We start from the raw sequence: 21616 nt of genomic DNA, 5'->3' as shown, positions 1-21616 counted from the left end.
CTGGCGGTGGAAACAGTGGATCACGTCAGGCAACCGGGAGTCTTCAGCACAGTCCGGCGCAGCGTTCGGATGACGGCTGGGCAGACGCGGGTCTGGCAGACGCACTGGTCGGAGCTCGGCCGTACGGAGGAGGAGCTGCCGCCGGGTGAGCTGGATCTCGCCAAGTGGTTCGGCCGGGAAGCGCCTACCGTGCTGGAGATCGGTTCCGGCATGGGCGAGGCCACCGCGCAGCTCGCCGTCGCCGCGCCCGAGGTCAACCACCTGGCCGCCGAGGTGTACCCGGCCGGCCTGGGACAGCTGATGCTGTGGGTGGAGAAGTACGACCTGGACAACGTCCGGCTGCTCGAGGGCGACGCGCTCGACTTCCTCCGCGATCACGTCGCGCTGGCCACGCTGGCCGGCGTACGTATCTACTTCCCCGACCCGTGGCCGAAGAAACGGCACCACAAGCGCCGCTTGGTCAGCGCGCCGTTCGTCGCATTGGTTGCCTCCCGCCTCCGATCCGGCGGAACGTTGCACCTGGCAACAGACTGGGCGGACTACGCCGACCGCATGCTCGCGGTCTGCGAAGCCGAGCCCGCCCTGCGCAACCAGCACGACGGCTGGGCCCCACGTCCCGAGTGGCGCCCGGTGACCAAGTTCGAGTCCCGCGCGCAGGCCGAGGGCCGCGACGTCCGCGACCTCATCTACATCAAGGTCACGCCGACCGACTAGTGAAGTGCCACTGCCCGGCCGGCACCATGAAGATCGTGTACCCGTCGTCGTACGTCGCCTCGCCCGCAAACGACTGCGGTACGGCGGCAACGTCCGCGGCAGCCGCTGACGGCACATGGACCTCTGCCGTCGTACCGACCGGCACCTGCACCTCCAGCGACAGCACCCGACCGGTCCTCTGCCAGGAGACCGACACCCGCCCGCGGATCGTCTCGGTCCGGATGCTCGCCGAGTCCACCTCGTCGCGTGCATCCGGTCGGACCACGATCCGCTCGCAGCCCGCGTCGACCACGCGCAGCCCGGCGACGTTCTCGAAGATCCACTGCACGACCGTGCCCTGGAAGTAGTGGTTGCGCGACCGCGAGTCGTCCTCCCACTTCTCCCACATCGTGTCCGCGCCGAGGTCGAACCAGTAGCCCCAGCTCGGGTAACTCCGCTGCAGCGCGACCTTCGTTGCCATGTCGCCGTACCCGTGCGCAGTCAGCACGGGCAGCAGTACGCCGACGCCCAGGCATCCCGTGTTGAGATGGAACCCGCGCGCCTCGACATCAGCGGCCAACCCGGCCGCCACCTGCGCAACCAGGTCGTCCGGCACGATCCCGAACGCGAGCGGCAGGGCATTCGACGTCTGCCGGTAATCCGGATCCTCAGCCGACCGGTACCGTCCCGTTGAGCGATCCAGGAATGCCGCGTTCAACCCGTCCGCGAGCTCGCCGGCCGCCTTCCGATAGTCGTTGGGCTGCCCAATCAACTCACCGATCTCCGCCGCGACCACGACCGCCCGATACAGGTACGCCGCACCCGTCAGCCGCCGGTCTTCCGGTGCCGGACCGTTCCCGTAACCCGGCGGAAGCCAGTCGCCGAGCACGCTCACCGACAACCCGTCCTCGACCCGGGCGAGCTCCCAGGACAGATAACGAGTCAACGATTCCCAGTGCTCGCGCAGCAGCCGCTCATCGCCGTACCAGCGGTACATCTCGCGGAGCAGGAACGGGTACACCGTCGGCCACTCGGTCGCCGGGGAGAGGTCGGTGAACCCCCAGCCGCTCGTCGGCACGATCACCGGCAACTGCCCGGTGTCCGCCTGGCTGTCCCGGATGTCGCCGAGCCACTTGGTGAAGAACCGCGCGAGGTCGAGCGTCGCCAGCATCGTCGGCGAACCCACCTGTGCGTCGCCGGTCCACCCGTTCTTCTCGAAGAACGGCGTGTCCGTCGGGATCCCGTGCAGGTTGCTCAGGACCGTACGCCGCATCGCGTGTTCGAACTGTTCGTACGGCGCCTGCGACGAAGCGAACCGGGTCACACTGCTGACGTCCGAGTTCACCACCCGCATCTGTACGTCGGCCCGCGCGCCTTCGAGCTGCACGTAGCGGAAACCCTTGTAGGAGAACCGCGGCTCCCAGACCTCGGCAGCACCGTTGCCAGCCGCAACATACTCGTCGCGCTGGATCCGGTCGCCGTCGACGTGCTCGTTCTCGGCCACCACGTTGCCATCAGCAACCGTCTCGCCGTGTGTGAGGCTGATCGTCGTACCGGCCGGCGCCGTCACGGAGAGCTTCGTCCAGCCCGCAACGGTCCGCCCGAAGTCCACGATCCACACACCCGGCCGGACCTCTGAGACGTCGACCGGATCCACGGTCTCGACCACCCGGATCGGCTCGTGCGCCTGCGCAGTCACCTTCCCCTTCGGTGCCTCGACGACAGCGGCCGCCGACCAGGCCGAGTCGTCGAAGCCAGGCGCATCCCATCCGGGCAGCGCGCGGCGGGCGTCGTACGTCTCGCCCAGATAGAGCGAGTCGGACAGCGTCGGTCCGCCGGTGATGCGCCACGACTCGTCAGTGACGATCTCGTCGATGCGCCCGTCGTCGTACTCGACAACCAGCCGGGCGCACAGTCGAGGGTCAGCGGTCCACGGCGCCTGATGCCAACGCCAGACATTGACCGAGGTCAGGCCGAAGAACCCACGCCCCAGCTCAGCCCCGACCACGTTGTCGCCGGGCACGAGCAGCTCGGTCACATCGTGCGTACCATACAGTACGGTATGGTCGTAGGCCGTGAAGCCGGGATCGAGTACGGCGTCAGTCACCGCCTGCCCGTTGAGCCGCAGGTCGGCGTACCCGAGACCGCTCGCATACAACCGCGCCCGGCGCACGGTCCCGTCGACGGCGAACCCACGCCGCAGCAGCGGAGCGCTGTCGGTCGCCCCGCCGATCCACTGCGCCGACCCGAAGCCCTCATCACGCAGACCGGTCTCGAACCACTCCGGTGCAGCCCACTCGCCGGCGCCTTCGTCCCACAGCCGGACCGTCCAGTAGTACCGCGTCCGCGCCGCCGTCGGTCCGTCGTACTCGATGCCGAAGGTCCGCGCCGAGTCGACCTTGCCCGAGTCCCAGACATCTGCGCTGTCCGGAGTCAACAGCTCCGGCGCGGACGCGACGAGGATCTGGTAGGCCGTCTGCGTCGCGCCGTACCCGGGAGCGGTGGCGACCCAGCTGAACCGCGGCCGGTTCACGTCGACACCGAGCGGTCGGACGGCGTACTCGGTCTTCAGAGAGCGGGGAGTCAGCACGCACAGGACCGTAGGCATCGGACCACCGACGCTTCAACCATGTGACCAGAACCGGCCGATGATCGAATTTGATCGTTTGTCTCGATTAGTGATTCACCGTCCCAGATGCTGAAACCTGAGCATCTTGCTCGACTTTGTGCGCTTTCATGGATGAGTGCAGATCACCTCGAACGCTCCCGGCGATGCGCTGACGCGCCGCCGGCACGTTGATCTGCTCCGCGTGAACTCCTCGGGTTGTTGACCTTCGGCGTACCACTCCGCCTGTCTCCTCCCCGACCCGTAGGAGTAGTTCTGTGCGTCGTCTCATCCTGATCGCCTTGCTGGGCTCGATCGCCCAACTCGTCGACGGCACGCTCGGTATGGCATACGGCGTCACCGCCAGTACGGCCCTGCTGATGACCGGGATCTCCCCGGCCGTCGCCTCGGCCTCGGTGCACCTGTCCGAGGTCGGCACCACGCTCGCCTCGGGCCTGTCGCACTGGCGTTTCGGCAACGTCGACTGGCGCGTGGTCGCGCTGATCGGTGCGCCGGGCGCGGTCGGTGCGTTCGTCGGCGCGACGTTCCTGTCCAGCCTGTCGACCGAGTCGGCATCGTTGTGGGTGGCCGGTCTGCTGCTCCTGCTCGGCGTGTACATCCTGGTCCGGTTCGGCACCGGGAAGGTCCGCGCCGTGATCGAGGGCCGTCCGGCCGGGAAGTTCCTCGGTCCGCTCGGTCTGGTGGCCGGCTTCATCGACGCCACCGGCGGTGGCGGCTGGGGACCGGTCGCGAACTCCGCGCTGCTGTCCAGCGGCAAGCTGGCCCCGCGGCGCGCGGTCGGGTCGGTGAACGCGGCCGAGTTCCTGGTCTCGGTCGCCGCGAGCATCGGATTCCTGTTCGGCCTCGGTCGCGACAACCTGCCGTACGGCATCGTCGCCGCACTGCTGATCGGCGGCGTCATCGCGGCCCCGATCGCCGCCTGGCTGGTGTCCCGGCTGGCGACCCGCTGGCTCGGGGTCGCGGTCGGCCTGGTGCTGATCCTGACCAACGCCCGCACCCTGCTGAACGGCCTCGACGTCACCACCGGCCCGCGGTACACCGTCTACGCCGCCCTCGTCGCCGCCTGGGCAGGCCTCGTCCTCTACGGAGTCCGGATCGCGCGCCGCGCGCCGGTCACCAAAGCCGAAGCTGTCGCGGACGAGCGCGAGCTCGAGCCCGTTTCCTGAGCTCTCCCTTCCTTCAAGACAAAGGTCTTCTCGTGAGCATCTCCGCCATCCGTCCGTTCCGCCTGCTCGCCGCCACCCTGGCCCTGACCCTCGCCGCTGCCGGCTGCTCGCGCGCCGGCGGCAGCGACGACACGGCCGCCGCGTCGAGCGACAAGGGTCCGGCCACCGAGCTGCGGCTCGGCTACTTCCCGAACGTCACCCATGCCGCCGCGCTCGTCGGGCTCGGCAAGGGCCTGTTCACCAAGGACCTCGGCAGCACGAAGCTGGTGCCGACCAAGTTCAACGCCGGCCCCGAGGAGGTCGGCGCGCTGCTCGGCGGCTCACTCGACGCGGGCTTCATCGGCTCCGGTCCCGCCATCAACGCGTACGCGAAGTCCAACGGCGAGGCGGTCCGCCTGATCGCCGGCGCGACCTCCGGCGGCGCTCAGCTCGTGGTGAAGCCGACGATCACCAAGCCCGAGGACCTGATCGGCAAGACCGTGGTCACTCCGCAGCTCGGCAACACGCAGGACGTGTCGCTGAAGAAGTGGCTCGCCCAGAAGGGCCTGACCGGCAAGGTCAAGGTCACCAACCTGGAGAACGCGCAGACGCTCGACGCGTTCAAGAAGGGCGACGTGGACGCTGCCTGGCTGCCGGAGCCCTGGTCGTCGCGGCTGGTCCTCGACGCGGGTGCGAAGGTGCTGCTCGACGAGGCGTCGTTGTGGCCGGACGGGAAGTTCCCGACGACCGTGCTGATCGTCCGGACCCAGTTCCTGCAGGAGCACCCCGAGACCGTGAAGGCGCTGCTGACCGGGCTCCTCGCGGCGATCGACTACAGCAGCACGAACCCGGCCGACGCGAAGGCCGTCGTCAACGATCAGCTGAAGGCAGCGACCGGTAAGGCGTTGAAGCCGGCCGTGATCGACCGGGCGTTCAAGAACATCCAGATCACCGCGGACCCGATCGCGAGCACGTTCCCGCAGTTGGCCAAGGACCAGGTCACGGCCGGGATCGCGAAGCAAGCACCGACGGTGGCCGGCTTCGCGGACCTCGGCCCGCTCAACGACGTACTCAGCAAGGCAGGAAAGCCGACGGTGGACGCCGCCGGTCTGGACTCGAAGTAGCCGGACGAGTAGTAGGAGGCAGGCCATGACCGCGACCATCGAAACCTTGCCGGACGTGCTGAGCCCGGTGCGCTTTCATCAAGTAGGCAAGACGTTCGGGACCGGCCGGAAGTCGGTGGTCGCGTTGGACGGCGTCGATCTCGAGGTCGAGCCGGGTGAGTTCGTCTGCCTGTTGGGCGCGTCTGGCTGCGGCAAGACCACGCTGCTCAATCTCGTCGCGGGCCTGGACCAGCCGACGGCCGGGCGGATCGAGCTGAACTCGTCCCGTCCGGCGGTCGTCTTCCAGGAGCCTGCGCTGATGCCGTGGCTGACGGCCGCCGGGAACGTCGAGCTGCCGCTGCGGATGGCCGGCGTGCCGAAGTCGCAGCGCCGGGCGAAGGCGGCCGAGCTGCTCGAGCTGGTGCGGTTGGCGGGCCTGGGGGACAAGCGCCCGCACGAGCTGTCCGGCGGTATGCGGCAGCGCGTCGCCTTGGCGCGGGCGCTTGCGTCCACGGCGGACAGCACCGATGGCAAGCCGGCACTGCTGTTGATGGACGAGCCGTTCTCTGCGCTCGACGCGATCACCCGCGACGTCCTGCAGGGCGAGCTCCTGAGGATCTGGCGAGCGACTGGTACGGCGATCCTGTTCGTCACCCACGACGTCCGCGAGGCAGTGCGACTCGGTCAACGCGTCGTACTGCTCTCGTCGCGACCGGGCCGCGTCGTACAGGAGTGGGACGTCGAGGACGCGCCTGGAGCAGTCGACGAGATCAACACCGCACTCCGCAAGGTGATCAGCAGTCATGCCGCTTGACGTTCAGGAAGGATCCGTCGAGGCCGGCCTCGACGCGCTCGACACTCCGGTCAACATCACCGAGGGTTCTCGGGTACGGCGGATAGCTGCGCGTGTGCTGCCGCCGATCGGAGCGATCGTCGTCCTGGTCGCGATCTGGCAGGCGTTGTGGGCCGCGGCGTTCTGGCCCGAGTTCAAACTGCCCGCGCCGGCGGCGGTCTGGAGCCAGATCTGGCAGCTTGTGACCAGCGGCGACATCGCCGAACTGTTCTGGGTATCGGTCCATCGCGCGGTCATCGGCTTTGCGATCTCGCTAGTGATCGCCGTACCGCTCGGGCTGGCGATCGCCAACATCACCGTCGTACGCCGGGGTATCGGGCCGCTTGTCTCGGGCCTGCAGAGCCTGCCCTCGGTCGCGTGGGTGCCGGCCGCGATCCTGTGGTTCGGGCTCAACGACCGCGCCATCTACTGGGTCGTGCTGCTCGGCGCGGTGCCGTCGATCGCCAACGGGCTCGTCTCCGGTCTCGACCAGGTGCCGCCGATCCTGCCGCGGGTCGGCAAGGCCCTCGGCGCGGGCCGGTTCGGAGGCATCCGGTACATCCTGTTGCCGGCCGCGCTGCCCGGGTTCCTCGGCGGACTCAAGCAGGGCTGGGCGTTCTCGTGGCGCTCGCTGATGGCCGCGGAACTGATCGCGACCTCCCCGGAGCTCGGTGAGGGCCTCGGGCAGTATCTGCACAACGGCATGTCGCTCTCGGACATCTCGATGGTGTTCGCCGGCATCGTGCTGATCTTCGTGGTCGGCGTCGGCATCGAACTGCTGGTGTTCCGTCCGCTCGAGAACACGGTCCTGCGGGCACGAGGACTCACCGCCTCCGCCCGCTGATCGGTCCCGCGCCGTACTGTTGGGAACGTGGTTCGATTCCTGCCGTTCCTGATCAGCTTGGTGCTCAGCGTGTATGCGCTGTTCTCCTGCATCCAGACACCCGACGAGGACGTGCCGCACCTGCCCAAGCTGGTGTGGATCGTCCTGATCGTGTTCGTCCCGTTCGTGGGGCCGATCGTCTGGCTGCTCATGTCGCGCACGCAGGGCGGTGGCGGCCGCGAGGCCGTCGTACGGCCATCGCAGCCGGTCAGCCGCCCGTTGGCGCCCGATGACGATCCGGACTTCCTCAAGTCACTGGACCGCTACCGGGACCCGCGCACGACGATCAAGCCGCCGGAGCCCGAAGACCCGAAGAGCAAGGCCAAGGACGACGATTCCCCGTCCGAGAACGACGAGGGAACTGCCTGACGGTTTGTAGCAGGCAGCTCCTACGCTGATTTCCGCTGCTCGGGGAGGTCGTTGTCGCGCTCGGACTCCGTGGTGCCGCCCCAGACGCCGTACGGCTCTCCGACGGAGAGCGCGTGCTGCCGGCACTCGGGCTGGACCGGGCAGGTCCCGCACAGCGACTTGGCCACCATCTCGCGGGCGCGTTTGCGAACGCCACGCTCCGATTCGGGTGAGAAGAAGAGCTCCGGGTTGACGTCCCGGCATGCGGCTTGTGACTGCCAGTCCCACAGATCCATGAGCGGGCGGGGCAGGCGAGGCATCCCTCTCGACATGGCAACCTCCTTGACTCACCGTGAGCGCGGACGGGCGCTCGGTGAAAACTATGCTCATCTCTTACGTAGTTCAACCCTTGTTGTCTCGAAGTTCGGGCCATTCGTTATCACCACGTGCCGTTGCGGCCCGTGATCGGGGCCTATTCAGGCGCACAGCAGGCGGCACGGGTGTTCACGTCATCACCTCGTGTGACATGAGTCACTTACTCAGCCATGCTCCGAGAACGGCCGCGACCAGTCCGGTACCCAGGTTCAGCACCACGTTGAGCAACGCCTTACGGCGATGTCCGGAAGCGGCCAGCGCCGTCGTCTCGGCCGCGAACGTGCTGTACGTCGTGAACGCGCCGCAGAACCCGACGCCGACGAGCAAAGCGATCGTGTGATTGCCGACGCCGGTCAGCAACCCGAGCAGGAAACTGCCCAGGATGTTGACCGCGAAGGTTCCCCACGGCAACGGGGTCTCGATCCGGGCGCCGAGCAACAACCGGGCCACCATGTGCTTGTCCACCAGGAACCTGAGCGGTGCGCCGACCGCGGCGCCGAGAGCGACCAGCAGGATGTTCATCGCCGCCGACCGCCGACGTGCTCGCCGATCGTTGCCGCTGCCAACGCCGCAGTGATCGTGCCGAAGAAGTAGACGAATGCAACAACCATCTGCACGTGCAGCAGCCTCTCCGTGTCGACCGCGAACGTCGAGAACGTCGTGAAGCCACCGAGGATGCCGGTGCCGAGGAAGGGTCTCAGCAACGGATGATGTCGCGGGGTCAGACGCGCGAGCAGAACGCCGATCGCGAAGCACCCCAGCACGTTGGTGACGAAGGTGGCCCAGGGGAAACCGGTCGCTCCGTGCGGCACCGCTTCGGCCAGTCCGTAGCGGGCCAGAGAGCCGATCACGCCACCGAGAGCGACGACGCCGAGGATGCGCGGGAGCTCAGACTCCGGCATCGGAAGCCGGATCGTAGCGGTAGTACTCGTGGGCGCCGTGGGCCGTGTCCTTCTCGCCGGTCAGCGCCCGGATCACCGTTGCGTGGGTGATCGCGAGGACCGGTCCGTCGGTGCTGGCGGTGTGCCGGGCGAGGGCGGCGCGGGCACGCTCGCGAACCTGGGACAGCGGCTCCCAGGGTCGCTGGACGCCTTCCGGCCACTCCCCGTCGTACTCCTCGAACTCCGCCTGCGCGGCGTGGACGTCGGTGATGCTGCGCCAGAGGCCGGTCTGGTCCGGCAGCCAGTCGCGCAGGTCGTAGTCGACCCGTACGCCGAGCGCGAGCCGGTGGCCGATGATCGCGGCGCTGTGCAGGGCACGGGTGAGCGGCGAGGTGACCAGGTACGTCGCGCGGATGCCGCCGAGCAGGTCGGCGAGCTCCTCGGCCTGCTTCATCCCGACGGCACTGAGTGGGGCAGAGTCGGCCGCCATCCCCGGCAGACCCCGGGAATCGATCGGCTCGTAGTCCGGCTCACCGTGCCGGACGAGGTAGATCTGTGTCACGGCCACGTTCTACCTCAGATGCCTGGCCCCTGCCCATCCACGGGTGTGGCCGGGCGGCGGCGGAAGCGGATCGGTCAGCGATGTCGGGGGCTTCACCTGGTGCAGCTCGTCGAACAGGTTGTCGAGGCCGGCGCGGGGCGCCGACGGGCTCTGACCTTCGACCCAGCGAACCTCGGTCGCCCCTTGGTGCCCGTGCACCGCGAGCACCGAGTCGAGGTTGGGCCAGACGGCTGTGGCCGGGTTGTCACCCCGCCATCGCAAGGCCACCGAGCCGTCGCTGAACTCACATCCCTCAGCCACCACTCCGGTCCCCGAAACCCCACTCGGATCCCGATACCGAACCAACTCAAAGGTCCGCGGCCTCACCACCTGCAGCACTCCCCGTCGTCTAGCCGGTCTTGCAGCCATCAACGAGCCCACACCGCATCCGGTTACTGACCGGCAACCGCCCGCCGCATGAACACCCGCTCCGCCGGGTCCAGCCCGAACGCCGTTTCCGCGGTCCGGATCCGCACCAGTCCCGGCGTCAACTCGTCGCCGGCCATCTCCGAGAATCCGAGCCGCGCGTAGTACGGCCCGTTCCACGGAACACTGCGGAACGTGCTGAGCGTCAACGCCGGAATCCCTTGTCCGGCCGCCCATTGGTCGACGTACGCGATCAGCTCCCGCCCGATCCCGCGACCCTGATGTTCGGGATGCACGCTGACCTGCTCGATGTGCGCCGCGCCGTCGACGAGCTCGACGAGGACGAACCCGGTCACCCGGTCCGCCTCGTCGGCCGAGACCCAGAGCCGACCGTCCCGGCGGTACTCCTCGAAGGCTTCCAGTGCGGGCGGCGGGTGGTCCGCGACGTCCGTCATGCCGATGTCGCGGAAGAGCACGCCGGCGGCTGTCTCCAGGTCCTGGAGGGTGGGGAGTTCGTCTCGATGGGCGGTACGGATGTTCACGGGTGCTATTGTCGTCGACGTGAAGCGCAGCTATTGGCGATTTTTTGAGTGGCCGGCTCTGGTGCCGGGCAGCTCAGCCGATCGCTGACGCCCAACCGCAGACACCGCAGCCGGCCCGAAGCCAAGGACATCCGTCCTTGGCTTTTCTCGTCCCACCAGCCGGCTGCCTGCGCTGCAACGCGAGCGGACCGGCGGAAAGGTCCCCCGATGAACACCCTCCCGAAACCGACCGAACAGGCGCGCGTCGTCGATCGGCGGATCGAGAAGACCGTCCCCCTGATCACCCCGCAGGCCTTGCACGACGAGTTCCCGCTCAACGACGAACTCGCCGGGCGAGTGGCCGACGGACGGCAGGCGGTGGCCGACGTACTCAACGGCGTCGACGACCGGCTGCTCGTGGTCGTCGGCCCGTGCTCGGTCCACGACGCGGAGGCGGCCCTCGAGTACGCCGAACGACTGCGACCGGTCGCGGAGCGCCTCTCCGACGGCCTGCTGATCGCGATGCGCGTGTACTTCGAGAAGCCCCGCTCCACCCTCGGCTGGAAGGGCCTGATCAACGACCCCGGCCTCGACGGCTCCGGCGACGTCAACCGCGGTCTGCGTATCGCCCGCCAGTTGCTGGTCCAGGTCACAGAGCTCGGACTCCCGGCCGGCTGCGAGTTCCTCGACCCGATCACCCCGCAGTACATCGCTGACACCGTCGGCTGGGGTGCGATCGGCGCACGCACCGTCGAGAGCCAGGTGCACCGGCAGTTGTCGTCCGGCCTGTCGATGCCGATCGGGATGAAGAACCGCCCCGACGGTTCGATCGCCACGGCCGTCGACGCGATCAAGGCCGCCGCCGTACCGCACGTCTTCACCGGTGTCGACCACGACGGCGCGCCCGCGATCCTGCACACCCGCGGCAACCCGGACTGCCACCTCGTACTGCGTGGCTCCGACAGCGGCCCGAACTACGACGCGGACTCCGTCGCCGGCGCCGTCGAGCTCCTCCGCAAGGCAGGACTGCCGGAGCGGGTCGTCATCGACGCGAGCCACGGCAACAGCCGCAAGGACCACCGCCGCCAGCCGGTGGTGGCCGGAGAGATCGGCGCGCAGGTCGCGGCCGGCGACAAGGCGATCGTCGGCGTGATGCTCGAGTCGTTCCTGCAGGAGGGTCGCCAGGACCTCGACCCGACCCGGGAGCTGACCTACGGGCAGTCGGTCACCGACGCCTGCATGGGCTGGGAGACGACCGAGCAGACGCTCGAGAAGCTGCGTGATGCAGCAATCGCTCGGCGTAGGTCGTAGGCGGACAGCTGTTCATCCGGAGGTCTCACGGTGGCTACGGCCCGCCCCTAGGGTCCGGACCATGACTGAGATCTCCCGGCGCCTGGTGCTCGGTTCGATGGCGGGTGGGGCAGCGGTCTCGCTGCTCCCACCGTCGCTGCACACCGCGATGACGCAGCCTGTGCGGCGTGGTGGTCTGCGCGCGATCGAGCACGTGATCGTGCTGATGCAGGAGAACCGATCGTTCGACCACTACTTCGGGACGCTCCACGGGATCCGCGGGTACGGCGACCGCCAGCCGCTGCGGCTGCGCAACGGCAAGAGCATCTTCCACCAGCCGAAGCCCGGCGGCGGCGAGGTATTGCCGTTCTCGCTGAGCAAGGCCGCCGCCGACGAGGGCCGCAACCTCGACGACATCCAGTACCTCGGCGCGCTGGCCCACGGCTTCAGCGACGCCACCCAGGCCTGGGCCGGCGGCTGGAACGACGCCTGGGTGCAGGCCAGGACGGCCGCCACCATGACCCACTACGAGCGCGGCGACCTCCCGCTGCAGTACGAGCTCGCCGAGACGTTCACGATCTGCGACGCGTACCACTGCTCGGTCAACGGCTCGACCAATCCGAACCGCAACTACCTGTGGTCCGGCACGACCGGGTACGAGCCCGGTACGACGCAGCGCGCGGTCACCAACGCGGCGTACGACTACAACCACGCCGGCTACGACTGGACGGCGTACCCGGAACGGCTGGAGAAGGCCGGTGTCTCCTGGCAGATCTACCAGGAGTGGGACAACTTCACCGACAACGCGGTCGAGTACTTCAAGACGTTCAAGGACATCGGTCACCGGATCCTGGCGAACGTGCCGGGCTACCGGACGACCGAGGAGTTCTACGACAAGCTCTTCGCGAAGACCGACGCCGAACGCGCGGACGCGTTGAAGCTGCTCGACGCGGCCGTCGAGAAGCTGCCGATCAAGGACCAGAAGCTGTTCCGCAAGGCGATGTACCGGTCCGAGCCGGAGTCGCTCGTCCCGCGGCTGCGCGCCGACATCAAGGCCGGCACGCTGCCGAAGGTGAGCTGGCTGGTCCCGTCCGCGGTCGACTCCGAGCACCCCGGCTCGTCCACCCCGGTCGGCAGCGCGAACCTGATCTACGACGTCCTCGACGCGATCGCCTCCGACCCCGACACGTGGTCGAAGACCGTGCTGCTGATCAACTTCGACGAGAACGACGGGTACTTCGACCACGTGCCGCCGCCGGTCGCCCCGCAGCCCACCTCGGGCGAAGGCGACGACTGGTACGCCGGTAAGCCGATCGGCCTCGGCCCGCGTGTCCCGATGACCGTGGTCTCGCCGTGGTCGGTCGGCGGTCACGTGAACTCGCAGGTCTTCGACCACACCTCGGTACTGCGCTTCCTCGAGCAGTGGACCGGCGTCCGCGAGCCGAACATCAGCACCTGGCGCCGGACCGCGTGCGGCGACCTGCTATCGGCGTTCGACTTCGACCGCACGTACCGGCAGCCGCCGGTCGACCAGCCGGGTCCGGTGCCCGCGCCGATCACCCGCTGGCACCCCGCGCCGCCCGTCGACCAGGCGATCCCGGTGCAGGAGCCCGGCCGCCGTCCGGCCCGCGCATTGCCTTACGGGCCGTCGGTTTCCGGATCAGTTGCCAACGGCAAGCTGATGTTGGCCCTGAGCAACCATGGCTCGCAGTCGGCCCACTTCGCCATCTATCCGTACGGCGGCGAGCTCCCTGCGCCGACCCACCTCGACGTACATCACAGCCACGCCGACAAGAGCCCGAGCCAGTCGCCGACCGCCGTCGCGATCCCGGTCGACGGGCCGTTCGAAGTCGCAGTCCAGGGGCCGAACCGTTTCTGGGCGGAGGTTGCCGGTTCGTCCGACGGCGCCGCGGCGGCCCTCGACGTACGCATCGAGAACCGCGCCGGCGCGCTCCAGCTCCACCTTGTCAACGGCTCACGGAAGTCGCTGACCGTGAAGCTCAGGTCCCGCGGGTACGGCAGCAAGGCCACGACGATCGAGCTGCGCGGTAAGCAGACCAGCCCGATCTTCTGGCCGACCGACCATGGCTGGTACGACGTCGAGGTTACCTCGCCGGACGACACGACGTACCGCCGTCGCTTGTCCGGTCACCTCGAAACGGGGAAGCCCGGCATCACTGGATGAGGCGCTGATGGGGTAGGTGTGGAGCCATGACCTCCCCCTATCCAGCGACGAACTACCAGGAAGACAACCGCGGGCAGTTCCACTTCAGCACGCGGGCCGGCTGGATGAACGACGTGAACGCGCCGCTGTACTACCGCGGCGTGTATCACCTCTACTACCAGCACGCGCCGAACAGCCTGGTCTGGGACACCATGCACTGGGGTCACGCGACCAGCACCGACCTCGTGCACTGGACGCAAGAACCGATCGCCCTCGACCCGCAGATCCACCCCGGTGACCTGTGGTCGGGTGGCGGGGTCGTCGACCTCGAGAACGTCAGCGGTCTGAAAGACGGCGAGGACGACCCAGTCCTCGTGTACTCCGGCACGAACGGCGTGATCGTCTTCTACAGCCTGGACGGCGGCAATACGTTCCTGACGTACGCCGACGGCAAGAAGGTCGTCACACCCGGCGGCACGAGCCGCGACCCGAAGGTGTTCTGGGACCCGGTGTCGGAGACCTGGGGCATGGTTGTGTGGTCGGACGAGGGCGGGAACGGCGTCGACTTCTATACCTCGATCAACCTGCTCGATTGGACGTTCGCGTCGCGCTATTCGGCCGACTGGTTGTTCGAGTGCCCGAACCTGATCCGGATGGCGATCGACGACGGCTACCGCTGGCTTCTCCACGGCGGTAGCGGCAAGTACGTCGTCGGGGAGTGGGACGGTACGACCTACCACTCGGACTGGACCGAGCCGCAGAAGCTCAACCAGACCGAGACGTTTGCCGGCGCGGGGTACTACGCGGGCCTGACCTTCGAGAACGTGCCGGACGGGCGCATCGTGTCGATGGCCTGGCAGGGCGAGAACAAGGGCTCGATCTGGACCGGTAACGCATCGTTCCCGGTGGACCTCTCCCTGCACCACACCGACGATGGCCTTCGCGTTTTCAGCACGCCGATCCCGGAGTTGGCGTCGCTCCGCGAAAGCACGCAGACCTGGGAGAACCTGACGGTCGCCGACAGCTGGCAATTCGCGGCAGGCAGCACCTACGAGCTGGAAGCGACTGTCGACGTCAGCCAAGTCACGAGCTTCACGGTGAAGGTCGGCCGCGACGTGATGTACCAGGACCGAAAGCTCGACGGCGCCAAGCTCGAACCGGTGAACGGCAAGATCAAACTCCACCTACTGATCGACCGCGATCAGCTGGACGTGTTCGGGAACGACGGTGCGGTCTACCAGAGCTACAACGTTCGTCCGGCCGAGCTCGAGCTGGTGGCCGAGGGGCGTGCGGTCGTGGAGCAGCTGACGATCCACCAGCTCGGGTCTATCTGGCGATAGCCGCCGTACGCGCCTTGGTCACGGCGATCAGGTCGGCGGGGGACAGGCCGATGTCGAAACCGCGTCGCCCGCCCGACACGTAGACCGTCGGGTGGTCGGTGGCGGTGCTGTCAATGACCGTGGGCAGTGCGCGCTTCTGGCCGATCGGGCTGATGCCGCCGACGACGTACCCGGTGGTGCGCTCGGCGGCGGCCGGGTCGGCCATCACCGCCTTCTTGCCGCCGGCAGCGGCCGCGATCGCCTTCAGATCAAGCTGCTTCCCGACCGGTACGACGCCGACCGCGAGCTTCCCGTCGACCTCGACGAGCAGCGTCTTGAACACCTGCTCCGGGTCCAGGCCGAGCGCCTCGGCGGCCTCCAGCCCGTACGACTTCGCCGCCGGGTCGTGCTCGTACGCGTGGGTCGTGAATTCGACCTTCGCCTTCGTCAGCGCAACCGTCGCGGGCGTGCCCTGACTCTGCTTACTCTTCGCCACCCGGCGAGCCTAATCCCGCGGGCACGAGCCGGACGCAGCAGTGACCGGGTGACGGGGCCAGGCGGGCCTCGTACGGGAGGTCGAGCGCGTCGACGATGCCGGCCAGGAGGTGCAGGTTCATCCCGCAGACCAGCTTGGGCTGCTCCTGGGCGATGCGCTGGAACGGGCAGTTGACCAGCGCGATGCCGTCCTTGTCCGCGCGCGGTTCGAAGCCGTGCGACGCGAGGATCTCGATCACCGGGCTGTCCCCGGCGTCGCGGCCGATCGCTTCGCCGTACTCGCGGGCGCGGCGGTTGACGGCGGCGCGAGGCGACGTACCGCTGGCTTCGGCGTCTTCGACGGCAGCGGCGAGCAGGCGGCCGGCAACGGCGTACTGGCGCTCGGGGAGGGTGATCTCGATCTCGCGGTTGGAGCGCAGGTACAGCTTCGCGGGCCGTCCGGCGCCGGGGCCGGTGCGTCCACTCCGGCGCTCGAAGCAGGTGTCGAGCAGGCCCTCCTCGGTGAGCCGGTCCAGATGGAACGCGACCGTCGTCCGGGGGATACCGAGCTCGGCCGCGGCCTCGTCGCGGCTGACCGGGTCGGGTGAGCCGACGACGTACTCGTAGAGCCGGCGGCGGGTCGGCTCCTCCAACGCGGCGATCGCCTGAACCTCGGTGTCCCACGACGTGTCCACGGGATGATTCTATCGACAACTTGGGTTGATGTAACAGTTATAGTGGCAGTTCGTTGAGACCTCAGGGAGTGTGCAGATGGCGATCTCGGCCGACCTCGAGTCCGTCCCCCTCCATATCGTCGCGCGGCGGGCGGAGATCGATCTTCCGGCCGCGCAGCGCGCGGTGGCCGATCTGCTGACTGCGCTCGGGCGGGACCCGGAGAGCGCACACCTGGCGGACACCCCGCGCCGGGTCGCGAACGCGTACGCGGAGATGCTCACGCCGCGGGAGTTCGAGCTGACGACGTTCCCGAACGACGAGGGGTACGACGAGCTCGTCCTGGCCAAGGACATCCCGGTGCAGTCGTTGTGCGAGCACCACCTGCTGCCGTTCCAGGGCGTCGCCCACGTCGGGTACCTGCCGGGCGATCGGATCCTCGGGCTGTCGAAGCTGGCCCGGGTGGTGGAGCTGTTCGCGCGTGACTTCCAGGTGCAGGAGCGGCTGACGAAGCAGGTGGCCGACTGGCTGCAGGATCACCTCGACCCGAAGGGCGTCGGCGTGGTGATCGAGGCCGAGCATCAGTGCATGTCGCTGCGCGGCGTGCGGGCGGCCGGCTCGAAGACGGTGACGTCGTCGCTGCAGGGGATCCTGCGCGACAACCCCAGTTCGCGGCAGGAGTTCTTCGCGCTGACCGGCCTCACCCCGTAGGCCGGGCGGTCAGCCGAAACTCGCCTTTCAGGCCGACGCTACGGCCGACGGGTGGTGGTGGGTGCGGCGGCCGGTGGCGAGGATGTGCGTCAGCTCGCCCGGCAGCAGGTCGGTGCCCGGTACCGGCTCCATCTCGGAGACGTCCAGCCAGCGCACCACGGTCGCGCCGCAGTGGCCGTGAACGGCGAGGATGGAGTCCAGGTCCGGCCAGACGGCCGTGGAGGGGTTTGCGCCGTGCCAGCGGAGCGCGACCGAGCCGTCGGTGAAGACACAGCCTTCGGCGACGACGCCGGTACCGGAAACCCCGCTGATGTCGGTGTAACGAACGAGTTCGAATGTCTGGGGTTTCACCGGCTACACCCCGGGAGGCGACAGATTGGTGCCATGATCCTTTCCCCGTAGTCACGTGCTTGGGCTCTCGCCACAAACCGGGGACATTTACCGACTGTCAGCGGGGAAGGACGGTCTGTAGCGACTCATCTTCTCAACACAAGCTAGATCCAAAGGGCCGAACACGCCAGCCCTCAATCCGCGTGTCTCATTCCTCGACCCGTGATCGAATAGCGCGGTGTTCCTGACGCTTGGTACCGACCTGACTGGAATTGACGCGCCTGCGAGTGATTTCGGGTTCCTGTTGCACAAGAACCCGGCCCGGCCGCAGCTGATCGAGGTCACCGGCGGATCGGCCCACGTGTTCTACCCCGAGGCGACCGACGAGCGGTGTACGGCGGCGGTCCTGCTGGAGATCGACCCGATCGGGCTGGTCCGGTCCGGCCGCGGCAAGGCGGCGGAAGGATTCACGCTCGGGGAGTACGTGAACGATCGCCCGTACGCCGCCTCGAGCCTGCTCGCCGTGGCGCTGGCGAAGCTGTTCCGGACCGCGATGAACGGTCGCTGCGACGCGCGTCCCGAGTTGGCGGCGCGTGCGATCCCGCTCGAGATCCACGTGCCTGCCCTGCCGTGCTGGGGCGGGTCCGACCTGGCCGAGCGGTTGTTCGCGCCGCTCGGGTGGACCGTCGACGCGCGGCCGGTGCCGCTCGATCCACAGATCCCGGCCTGGGGTGATTCGCGGTACGTCGACCTGCGGCTGACCGGCGTACTGCGGTTGGCCGATGCGCTCAACCACTTGTATGTGATGCTGCCCGTGCTGGACGACGCCAAGCACTACTGGGTCGGCTCCGACGAGGTCGACAAGCTGGTGCGCGCCGGCGAGGGATGGCTCGGTGCGCATCCCGAGAAGGAGCTGATCTCGCGCCGCTATCTCGCGCACCGGCGGTATCTGGCCGATGCGGCGCTCGAGCGGCTCGCCGAGGTCGATGGCGTGGAGCTGGCCGACGAGTCGTCCGACGAAGGCTCGGTGTCGCTCGCAGTCGAACGTCGCGGCGTGGTGGCCGGCGTACTGCGTGAGCTCGGCGCGCGACGCGTCGCGGATATCGGCTGCGGTGAAGGCGCGCTGGTCGGCGAGCTCTTGAAGGACCCGATGATCGGCGAGCTGATCGCGACGGACGTGTCGGCGCGAGCGCTGATCGGAGCCAAACGTCGACTGCACTACGACGACCTGCCCGACCGGCAGCGCGACCGGTTGCGTTTCCTGCAGTCGTCCGTCACGTACTCCGACGAGCGCCTCGCCGGCCTTGACGCCGTCGTCCTCATGGAGGTCATCGAACACGTCGACCCACCCCGCCTACCCGCCCTGGCCCACTCGGTCTTCCGCGCCGCCCACCCCGCAGCCATCGTCATCACAACCCCGAACAGCGAGTACAACGCCCTCTTCCCCTCCCTCCCCGCCGGCAACTACCGCCACCCCGACCACCGCTTCGAATGGACCCGCCCCGAATTCGAAACCTGGTCCCACGAAGTCGCCACCCGCTACAACTACTCAGTCGAGTTCCGCCCCGTAGGCCCACCCGACCCCGCCCTGGGCCCGCCAACCCAGCTAGCACTGTTCCGACGGGAGGACGCACGATGAAGATCGACGTACCAGCGCTCTCCCTGGTGGTTCTGGTCGGAGCGAGCGGCTCCGGCAAGAGCACGTTCGCGCGGCAGCACTTTCTGGCGACCGAGGTGATCTCGAGCGACTTCTGTCGTGGGTTGGTGTCGGATGACGAGAATGATCAGGCTGCGACCAAGGACGCCTTCGAGGTGTTGAACTTCATCGCGGGGAAGCGGCTCGCGGCCGGGCGGTTGACGGTGATCGACGCGACCAACGTGCAGCCCGACGCGCGCAAGGAGCTGGTGAATCTCGCGCGGGAGTACGACGTACTGCCGGTGGCGATCGTGCTCGACCCGCCGGAGCGGGTGTGTATCGAGCGCACCGAGCAGCGTGCCGACCGGCAGTTCGGTGCGAAGGTGATCACCCGCCAGCGCTCACAGCTGAAGCGCGGCCTGCGGAGCCTCAAGCGTGAAGGCTTCCGGACCGTTCATGTGCTGAACAGCGTCGACGAGATCGATGCCGTCAGCATCGAACGCACCCGGCTCTTCAACGATCTCAAGGACCGGACCGGCCCGTTCGACATCATCGGCGACGTCCACGGCTGTCGCCCCGAGCTCGAGCAGCTGCTCACGGACCTCGGCTACACGATCACCCGCGACGCCACCGGGCGCCCGATCGACGCCGTACACCAGGACCGCCGCGCCGTGTTCGTCGGTGACCTCGTCGACCGCGGCCCCGACACACCCGGCGTACTGCGCCTCGTAATGGGCATGGTTGCCAACGGCAACGCGTACTGCGTGCCGGGCAACCACGAGGACAAGCTGCTCCGCGCGCTCCGAGGCAAGAACGTCAAGATCAGCCACGGCCTCGAGACCACGCTGGAGCAGCTCGCGCTGGAGCCGCAGGAGTTCCGCGACGAGGTCGAAACCTTCATCGATGGGCTGATCTCGCACTACGTGTTCGACGGCGGCAAGCTGGTCGTTTCGCACGCCGGTCTGGTCGAGCGCATGCATGGTCGTGCGTCCGGCCGCGTCCGCTCCTTCTGCCTGTACGGCGAGACGACGGGGGAGACCGACGAGTTCGGGCTGCCCGTGCGCTACCCGTGGGCGAACGACTACCGCGGTCGCGCGATGGTCGTCTACGGCCACACGCCGACGCCCGAGCCCGAGTGGATCAACAACACGATCTGCCTCGACACAGGCTGCGTCTTCGGTGGATCGCTGACCGCGCTGCGTTATCCCGAGCGCGAGCTGGTGTCGGTGAAGGCCGCCGAGGAGTACTACGCGCCGGCCAAACCGTTGCACGTGGCAACCGCCCCGTCGCGCGAGCCCGACGTACTCGAGCTGACCGACGTGACCGGTCGCCGAGTGATCGAGACCGCGACGCACGGGCGACTGAGCGTCCGCGCCGAGCAGGCCGGTGCGGCGCTCGAGGTGATGAGCCGGTTCGCGATCGATCCGCGGTTCCTGCTGTACCTGCCGCCGACGATGAGCCCGGTCGCGACGTCGCCCGAGCCGGGGCTGCTGGAGCACCCGCGGCAGGCGTTCGAGACGTATCGCGCGCAGGGCGTCACCGAGCTGGTGTGCGAGGAGAAGCACATGGGCTCGCGCGCGGTCGTGCTGCTGACACGGGACGACGATGTGGCGGAGAAACGCTTCGGCGTTGCTGGCCGGGGCGCTATCCACACCCGCACCGGCCGGTCGTTCTTCGACGCGGACCTGACCGACGAGCTCCTACTCCGGCTGCGCCGCGTGGCCTCCGATGCCGGCATCTTCGAGGAGCTCGACACGTCGTGGCTGCTGTTCGACGCGGAGTTGCTCCCGTGGAGCGCGAAGGCCGAGGACCTGCTCCGGAACCAGTACGCAGCCGTCGGCGCGGCCGCCCGTACGTCGTTGCCCGCAGCAACCGCCGCACTACGGTCCGCGGTCGACGCCGGGCTGGACATGGGCGAGCTGCTGGCGTCGATGGAGCGCCGTACGACGAACGCGGCGAAGTTCACTGAGGCGTACCGCCGCTACTGCTGGCCGACCGACGGGCTCGATGGAGTACGGCTGGCCCCGTTCCAGGTGCTGGCGTCCGAGGGGGCGACGTACCAGGACCGGCCGCACGCGTGGCATCTCGATGTCGCCGACCGGATGGTCGCCAAGGGCCCGGAGCTGATCACGCAGACGCGCCGGCTGTTCGTTGACGCGGACAACTGGGACGCCGGGATCGCCTGGTGGGAAGAGCTCACCGGGGCCGGGGGAGAGGGGCAGGGTGAGGGAGAGGGGAAGGGTGAGGGAGAGGGCATGGTCGTGAAGCCGGCCGCGAACCTGACCCGCACCGGGAAGGGTCTCGCACAGCCCGGTCTGAAGGTCCGCGGGCGGGAGTACCTGCGGCTCATCTACGGACCCGACTACACCGACCCCGCCAACTTCACCCGCCTCCGCGACCGCAACCTGGGCCACAAGCGCTCGCTAGCACTCCGCGAGTACGCCCTGGGCCTGGAGTCCCTCGACCGAGCCGCCCGCGGCGAACCCCTCTGGCGCATCCACGAATGCGTCTTCGCAGTGCTCGCGCTGGAGTCCGAGCCAGTCGACCCACGGCTCTGAATCATCCCCCATCTGGGCAGCTCGACAGGACGTATACGTCCACTACCCTCCAAACCGGCCCTGGCGACGCGTGCGCATGAGGGCAGTG

23 protein-coding genes are annotated in these 21616 nt (G+C 68.3%); 13 read left to right on the top strand and 10 right to left on the bottom strand.

Annotated elements, in window-relative coordinates; genetic code table 11:
* Positions 1-6 precede the first annotated feature (6 nt).
* Positions 7-714: a tRNA (guanosine(46)-N7)-methyltransferase TrmB gene (gene trmB, locus EV645_RS27630; RefSeq protein ID WP_130446927.1), complete on the top strand. Its 708-nt coding sequence runs from the start codon at positions 7-9 to the stop codon at positions 712-714.
* Here the strand turns inward: trmB and EV645_RS27625 are convergent.
* Entirely contained in the window at positions 698-3301 is a 2604-nt protein-coding gene (locus EV645_RS27625) for a family 78 glycoside hydrolase catalytic domain (RefSeq protein WP_130446926.1), read from the bottom strand. The genes trmB and EV645_RS27625 overlap by 17 nt on opposite strands.
* A gap of 136 nt (positions 3302-3437) precedes the next feature.
* Here EV645_RS27625 and EV645_RS43430 point away from each other — a divergent pair, with 136 nt between their 5' ends.
* Genes EV645_RS43430 through EV645_RS27600 form a run of 6 tightly spaced genes read left to right on the top strand, consistent with a single transcriptional unit; the run spans position 3438 to position 7651 of the window.
* Positions 3438-3524, top strand: coding sequence for a putative leader peptide (locus EV645_RS43430; RefSeq protein ID WP_363867744.1), 87 nt, complete (start codon positions 3438-3440; stop codon positions 3522-3524).
* Positions 3525-3576: 52 nt separating this feature from the next.
* On the top strand, positions 3577-4485 hold the full coding sequence (locus tag EV645_RS27620) for a sulfite exporter TauE/SafE family protein (RefSeq protein WP_130446925.1): 909 nt from the start codon (positions 3577-3579) through the stop codon (positions 4483-4485).
* 32 nt (positions 4486-4517) lie between these two features.
* Positions 4518-5588: an ABC transporter substrate-binding protein gene (locus tag EV645_RS27615; RefSeq protein WP_130446924.1), complete on the top strand. Its 1071-nt coding sequence runs from the start codon at positions 4518-4520 to the stop codon at positions 5586-5588.
* A 25-nt stretch (positions 5589-5613) separates the two neighbouring features.
* A complete protein-coding gene (locus EV645_RS27610; RefSeq protein WP_130446923.1) occupies positions 5614-6381 on the top strand; it encodes an ABC transporter ATP-binding protein in 768 nt (255 codons plus the stop codon).
* Positions 6371-7243, top strand: coding sequence for an ABC transporter permease (locus EV645_RS27605; protein ID WP_130446922.1), 873 nt, complete (start codon positions 6371-6373; stop codon positions 7241-7243). Before EV645_RS27610 ends, EV645_RS27605 begins: the two co-directional genes overlap by 11 nt.
* Before the next feature lie 27 nt (positions 7244-7270).
* Complete coding sequence (locus EV645_RS27600) at positions 7271-7651, top strand: PLD nuclease N-terminal domain-containing protein (RefSeq protein WP_130446921.1); 381 nt, start codon at positions 7271-7273, stop codon at positions 7649-7651.
* 20 nt (positions 7652-7671) lie between these two features.
* Here EV645_RS27600 and EV645_RS27595 read toward each other — a convergent pair whose 3' ends face one another.
* From EV645_RS27595 to EV645_RS27570, 6 genes are all read right to left on the bottom strand, one after another.
* Positions 7672-7962, bottom strand: coding sequence for a WhiB family transcriptional regulator (locus EV645_RS27595; RefSeq protein WP_130446920.1), 291 nt, complete (start codon positions 7960-7962; stop codon positions 7672-7674).
* A 199-nt stretch (positions 7963-8161) separates the two neighbouring features.
* Positions 8162-8527, bottom strand: a complete 366-nt coding sequence (gene crcB, locus EV645_RS27590; RefSeq protein ID WP_130446919.1) for a fluoride efflux transporter CrcB — start codon at positions 8525-8527, stop codon at positions 8162-8164.
* On the bottom strand, positions 8524-8907 hold the full coding sequence (locus EV645_RS27585; protein WP_130446918.1) for a fluoride efflux transporter FluC: 384 nt from the start codon (positions 8905-8907) through the stop codon (positions 8524-8526). The genes crcB and EV645_RS27585 overlap by 4 nt, the downstream gene beginning before the upstream one ends.
* A complete protein-coding gene (locus EV645_RS27580) occupies positions 8894-9448 on the bottom strand; it encodes a histidine phosphatase family protein (RefSeq protein ID WP_130446917.1) in 555 nt (184 codons plus the stop codon). Before EV645_RS27580 ends, EV645_RS27585 begins: the two co-directional genes overlap by 14 nt.
* Positions 9449-9457: 9 nt before the next feature.
* Complete coding sequence (locus tag EV645_RS27575; RefSeq protein ID WP_338419157.1) at positions 9458-9748, bottom strand: hypothetical protein; 291 nt, start codon at positions 9746-9748, stop codon at positions 9458-9460.
* 131 nt (positions 9749-9879) lie between these two features.
* A complete protein-coding gene (locus tag EV645_RS27570; RefSeq protein WP_130446916.1) occupies positions 9880-10395 on the bottom strand; it encodes a GNAT family N-acetyltransferase in 516 nt (171 codons plus the stop codon).
* Between the two features lie 207 nt (positions 10396-10602).
* Here EV645_RS27570 and EV645_RS27565 point away from each other — a divergent pair, with 207 nt between their 5' ends.
* The 3 genes from EV645_RS27565 (at position 10603) to EV645_RS27555 (ending at position 15168) form a co-directional block, all read left to right on the top strand.
* Positions 10603-11685: a 3-deoxy-7-phosphoheptulonate synthase gene (locus EV645_RS27565; protein WP_130446915.1), complete on the top strand. Its 1083-nt coding sequence runs from the start codon at positions 10603-10605 to the stop codon at positions 11683-11685.
* Between the two features lie 61 nt (positions 11686-11746).
* Positions 11747-13849, top strand: coding sequence for a phosphocholine-specific phospholipase C (locus tag EV645_RS27560; RefSeq protein ID WP_130446914.1), 2103 nt, complete (start codon positions 11747-11749; stop codon positions 13847-13849).
* Between the two features lie 26 nt (positions 13850-13875).
* Entirely contained in the window at positions 13876-15168 is a 1293-nt protein-coding gene (locus EV645_RS27555) for a glycoside hydrolase family 32 protein (RefSeq protein WP_130446913.1), read from the top strand.
* Here the strand turns inward: EV645_RS27555 and ybaK are convergent.
* Both ybaK and EV645_RS27545 read right to left on the bottom strand, forming a co-directional pair.
* Complete coding sequence (ybaK, locus tag EV645_RS27550; protein ID WP_130446912.1) at positions 15155-15643, bottom strand: Cys-tRNA(Pro) deacylase; 489 nt, start codon at positions 15641-15643, stop codon at positions 15155-15157. The two genes, EV645_RS27555 and ybaK, sit on opposite strands and share 14 nt — an antisense overlap.
* Positions 15630-16316 carry a helix-turn-helix transcriptional regulator gene (locus EV645_RS27545; RefSeq protein WP_130446911.1) on the bottom strand — a complete coding sequence of 229 codons (687 nt, stop codon included), beginning with the start codon at positions 16314-16316 and terminating at the stop codon, positions 15630-15632. The genes ybaK and EV645_RS27545 overlap by 14 nt, the downstream gene beginning before the upstream one ends.
* A 76-nt stretch (positions 16317-16392) precedes the next feature.
* Here EV645_RS27545 and folE point away from each other — a divergent pair, with 76 nt between their 5' ends.
* Positions 16393-17004 (top strand): GTP cyclohydrolase I FolE, encoded by a 612-nt coding sequence (gene folE, locus EV645_RS27540; protein ID WP_130446910.1) that lies wholly within the window; start codon positions 16393-16395, stop codon positions 17002-17004.
* 27 nt (positions 17005-17031) lie between these two features.
* On the opposite strand, the gene EV645_RS27535 is transcribed toward folE, so the two are convergent.
* Entirely contained in the window at positions 17032-17355 is a 324-nt protein-coding gene (locus EV645_RS27535; protein ID WP_130446909.1) for a hypothetical protein, read from the bottom strand.
* Between the two features lie 217 nt (positions 17356-17572).
* Here EV645_RS27535 and EV645_RS27530 point away from each other — a divergent pair, with 217 nt between their 5' ends.
* Both EV645_RS27530 and EV645_RS27525 read left to right on the top strand, forming a co-directional pair.
* Positions 17573-18973 carry a 3' terminal RNA ribose 2'-O-methyltransferase Hen1 gene (locus EV645_RS27530; RefSeq protein WP_130446908.1) on the top strand — a complete coding sequence of 467 codons (1401 nt, stop codon included), beginning with the start codon at positions 17573-17575 and terminating at the stop codon, positions 18971-18973.
* Entirely contained in the window at positions 18970-21528 is a 2559-nt protein-coding gene (locus EV645_RS27525; RefSeq protein WP_130446907.1) for a polynucleotide kinase-phosphatase, read from the top strand. Before EV645_RS27530 ends, EV645_RS27525 begins: the two co-directional genes overlap by 4 nt.
* Positions 21529-21616: the final 88 nt, after the last annotated feature.

This window comes from Kribbella rubisoli, assembly GCF_004217145.1.
GTDB classification, from domain to species: Bacteria; Actinomycetota; Actinomycetes; order Propionibacteriales; family Kribbellaceae; genus Kribbella; species Kribbella rubisoli.
The sequence above is the reverse complement of the archived record's forward strand: the minus strand, read 5'-3'. Positions and strand labels throughout refer to the sequence as shown.

Bases quoted from the DNA above. Each gene is read 5' to 3' on its own strand.
- EV645_RS27585 (WP_130446918.1), bottom strand. From the start codon at position 8,907: ATGCCGGAGTCTGAGCTCCCGCGCATCCTCGGCGTCGTCGCTCTCGGT.
- EV645_RS27555 (WP_130446913.1), top strand. From the start codon at position 13,876: ATGACCTCCCCCTATCCAGCGACGAACTACCAGGAAGACAACCGCGGG.
- EV645_RS27565 (WP_130446915.1), top strand. From the start codon at position 10,603: ATGAACACCCTCCCGAAACCGACCGAACAGGCGCGCGTCGTCGATCGG.
- EV645_RS27605 (WP_130446922.1), top strand. From the start codon at position 6,371: ATGCCGCTTGACGTTCAGGAAGGATCCGTCGAGGCCGGCCTCGACGCG.
- EV645_RS27525 (WP_130446907.1), top strand. From the start codon at position 18,970: ATGAAGATCGACGTACCAGCGCTCTCCCTGGTGGTTCTGGTCGGAGCG.
- EV645_RS27610 (WP_130446923.1), top strand. From the start codon at position 5,614: ATGACCGCGACCATCGAAACCTTGCCGGACGTGCTGAGCCCGGTGCGC.
- EV645_RS27595 (WP_130446920.1), bottom strand. From the start codon at position 7,962: ATGTCGAGAGGGATGCCTCGCCTGCCCCGCCCGCTCATGGATCTGTGG.
- EV645_RS27625 (WP_130446926.1), bottom strand. From the start codon at position 3,301: ATGCCTACGGTCCTGTGCGTGCTGACTCCCCGCTCTCTGAAGACCGAG.
- crcB (WP_130446919.1), bottom strand. From the start codon at position 8,527: ATGAACATCCTGCTGGTCGCTCTCGGCGCCGCGGTCGGCGCACCGCTC.
- EV645_RS27560 (WP_130446914.1), top strand. From the start codon at position 11,747: ATGACTGAGATCTCCCGGCGCCTGGTGCTCGGTTCGATGGCGGGTGGG.
- folE (WP_130446910.1), top strand. From the start codon at position 16,393: ATGGCGATCTCGGCCGACCTCGAGTCCGTCCCCCTCCATATCGTCGCG.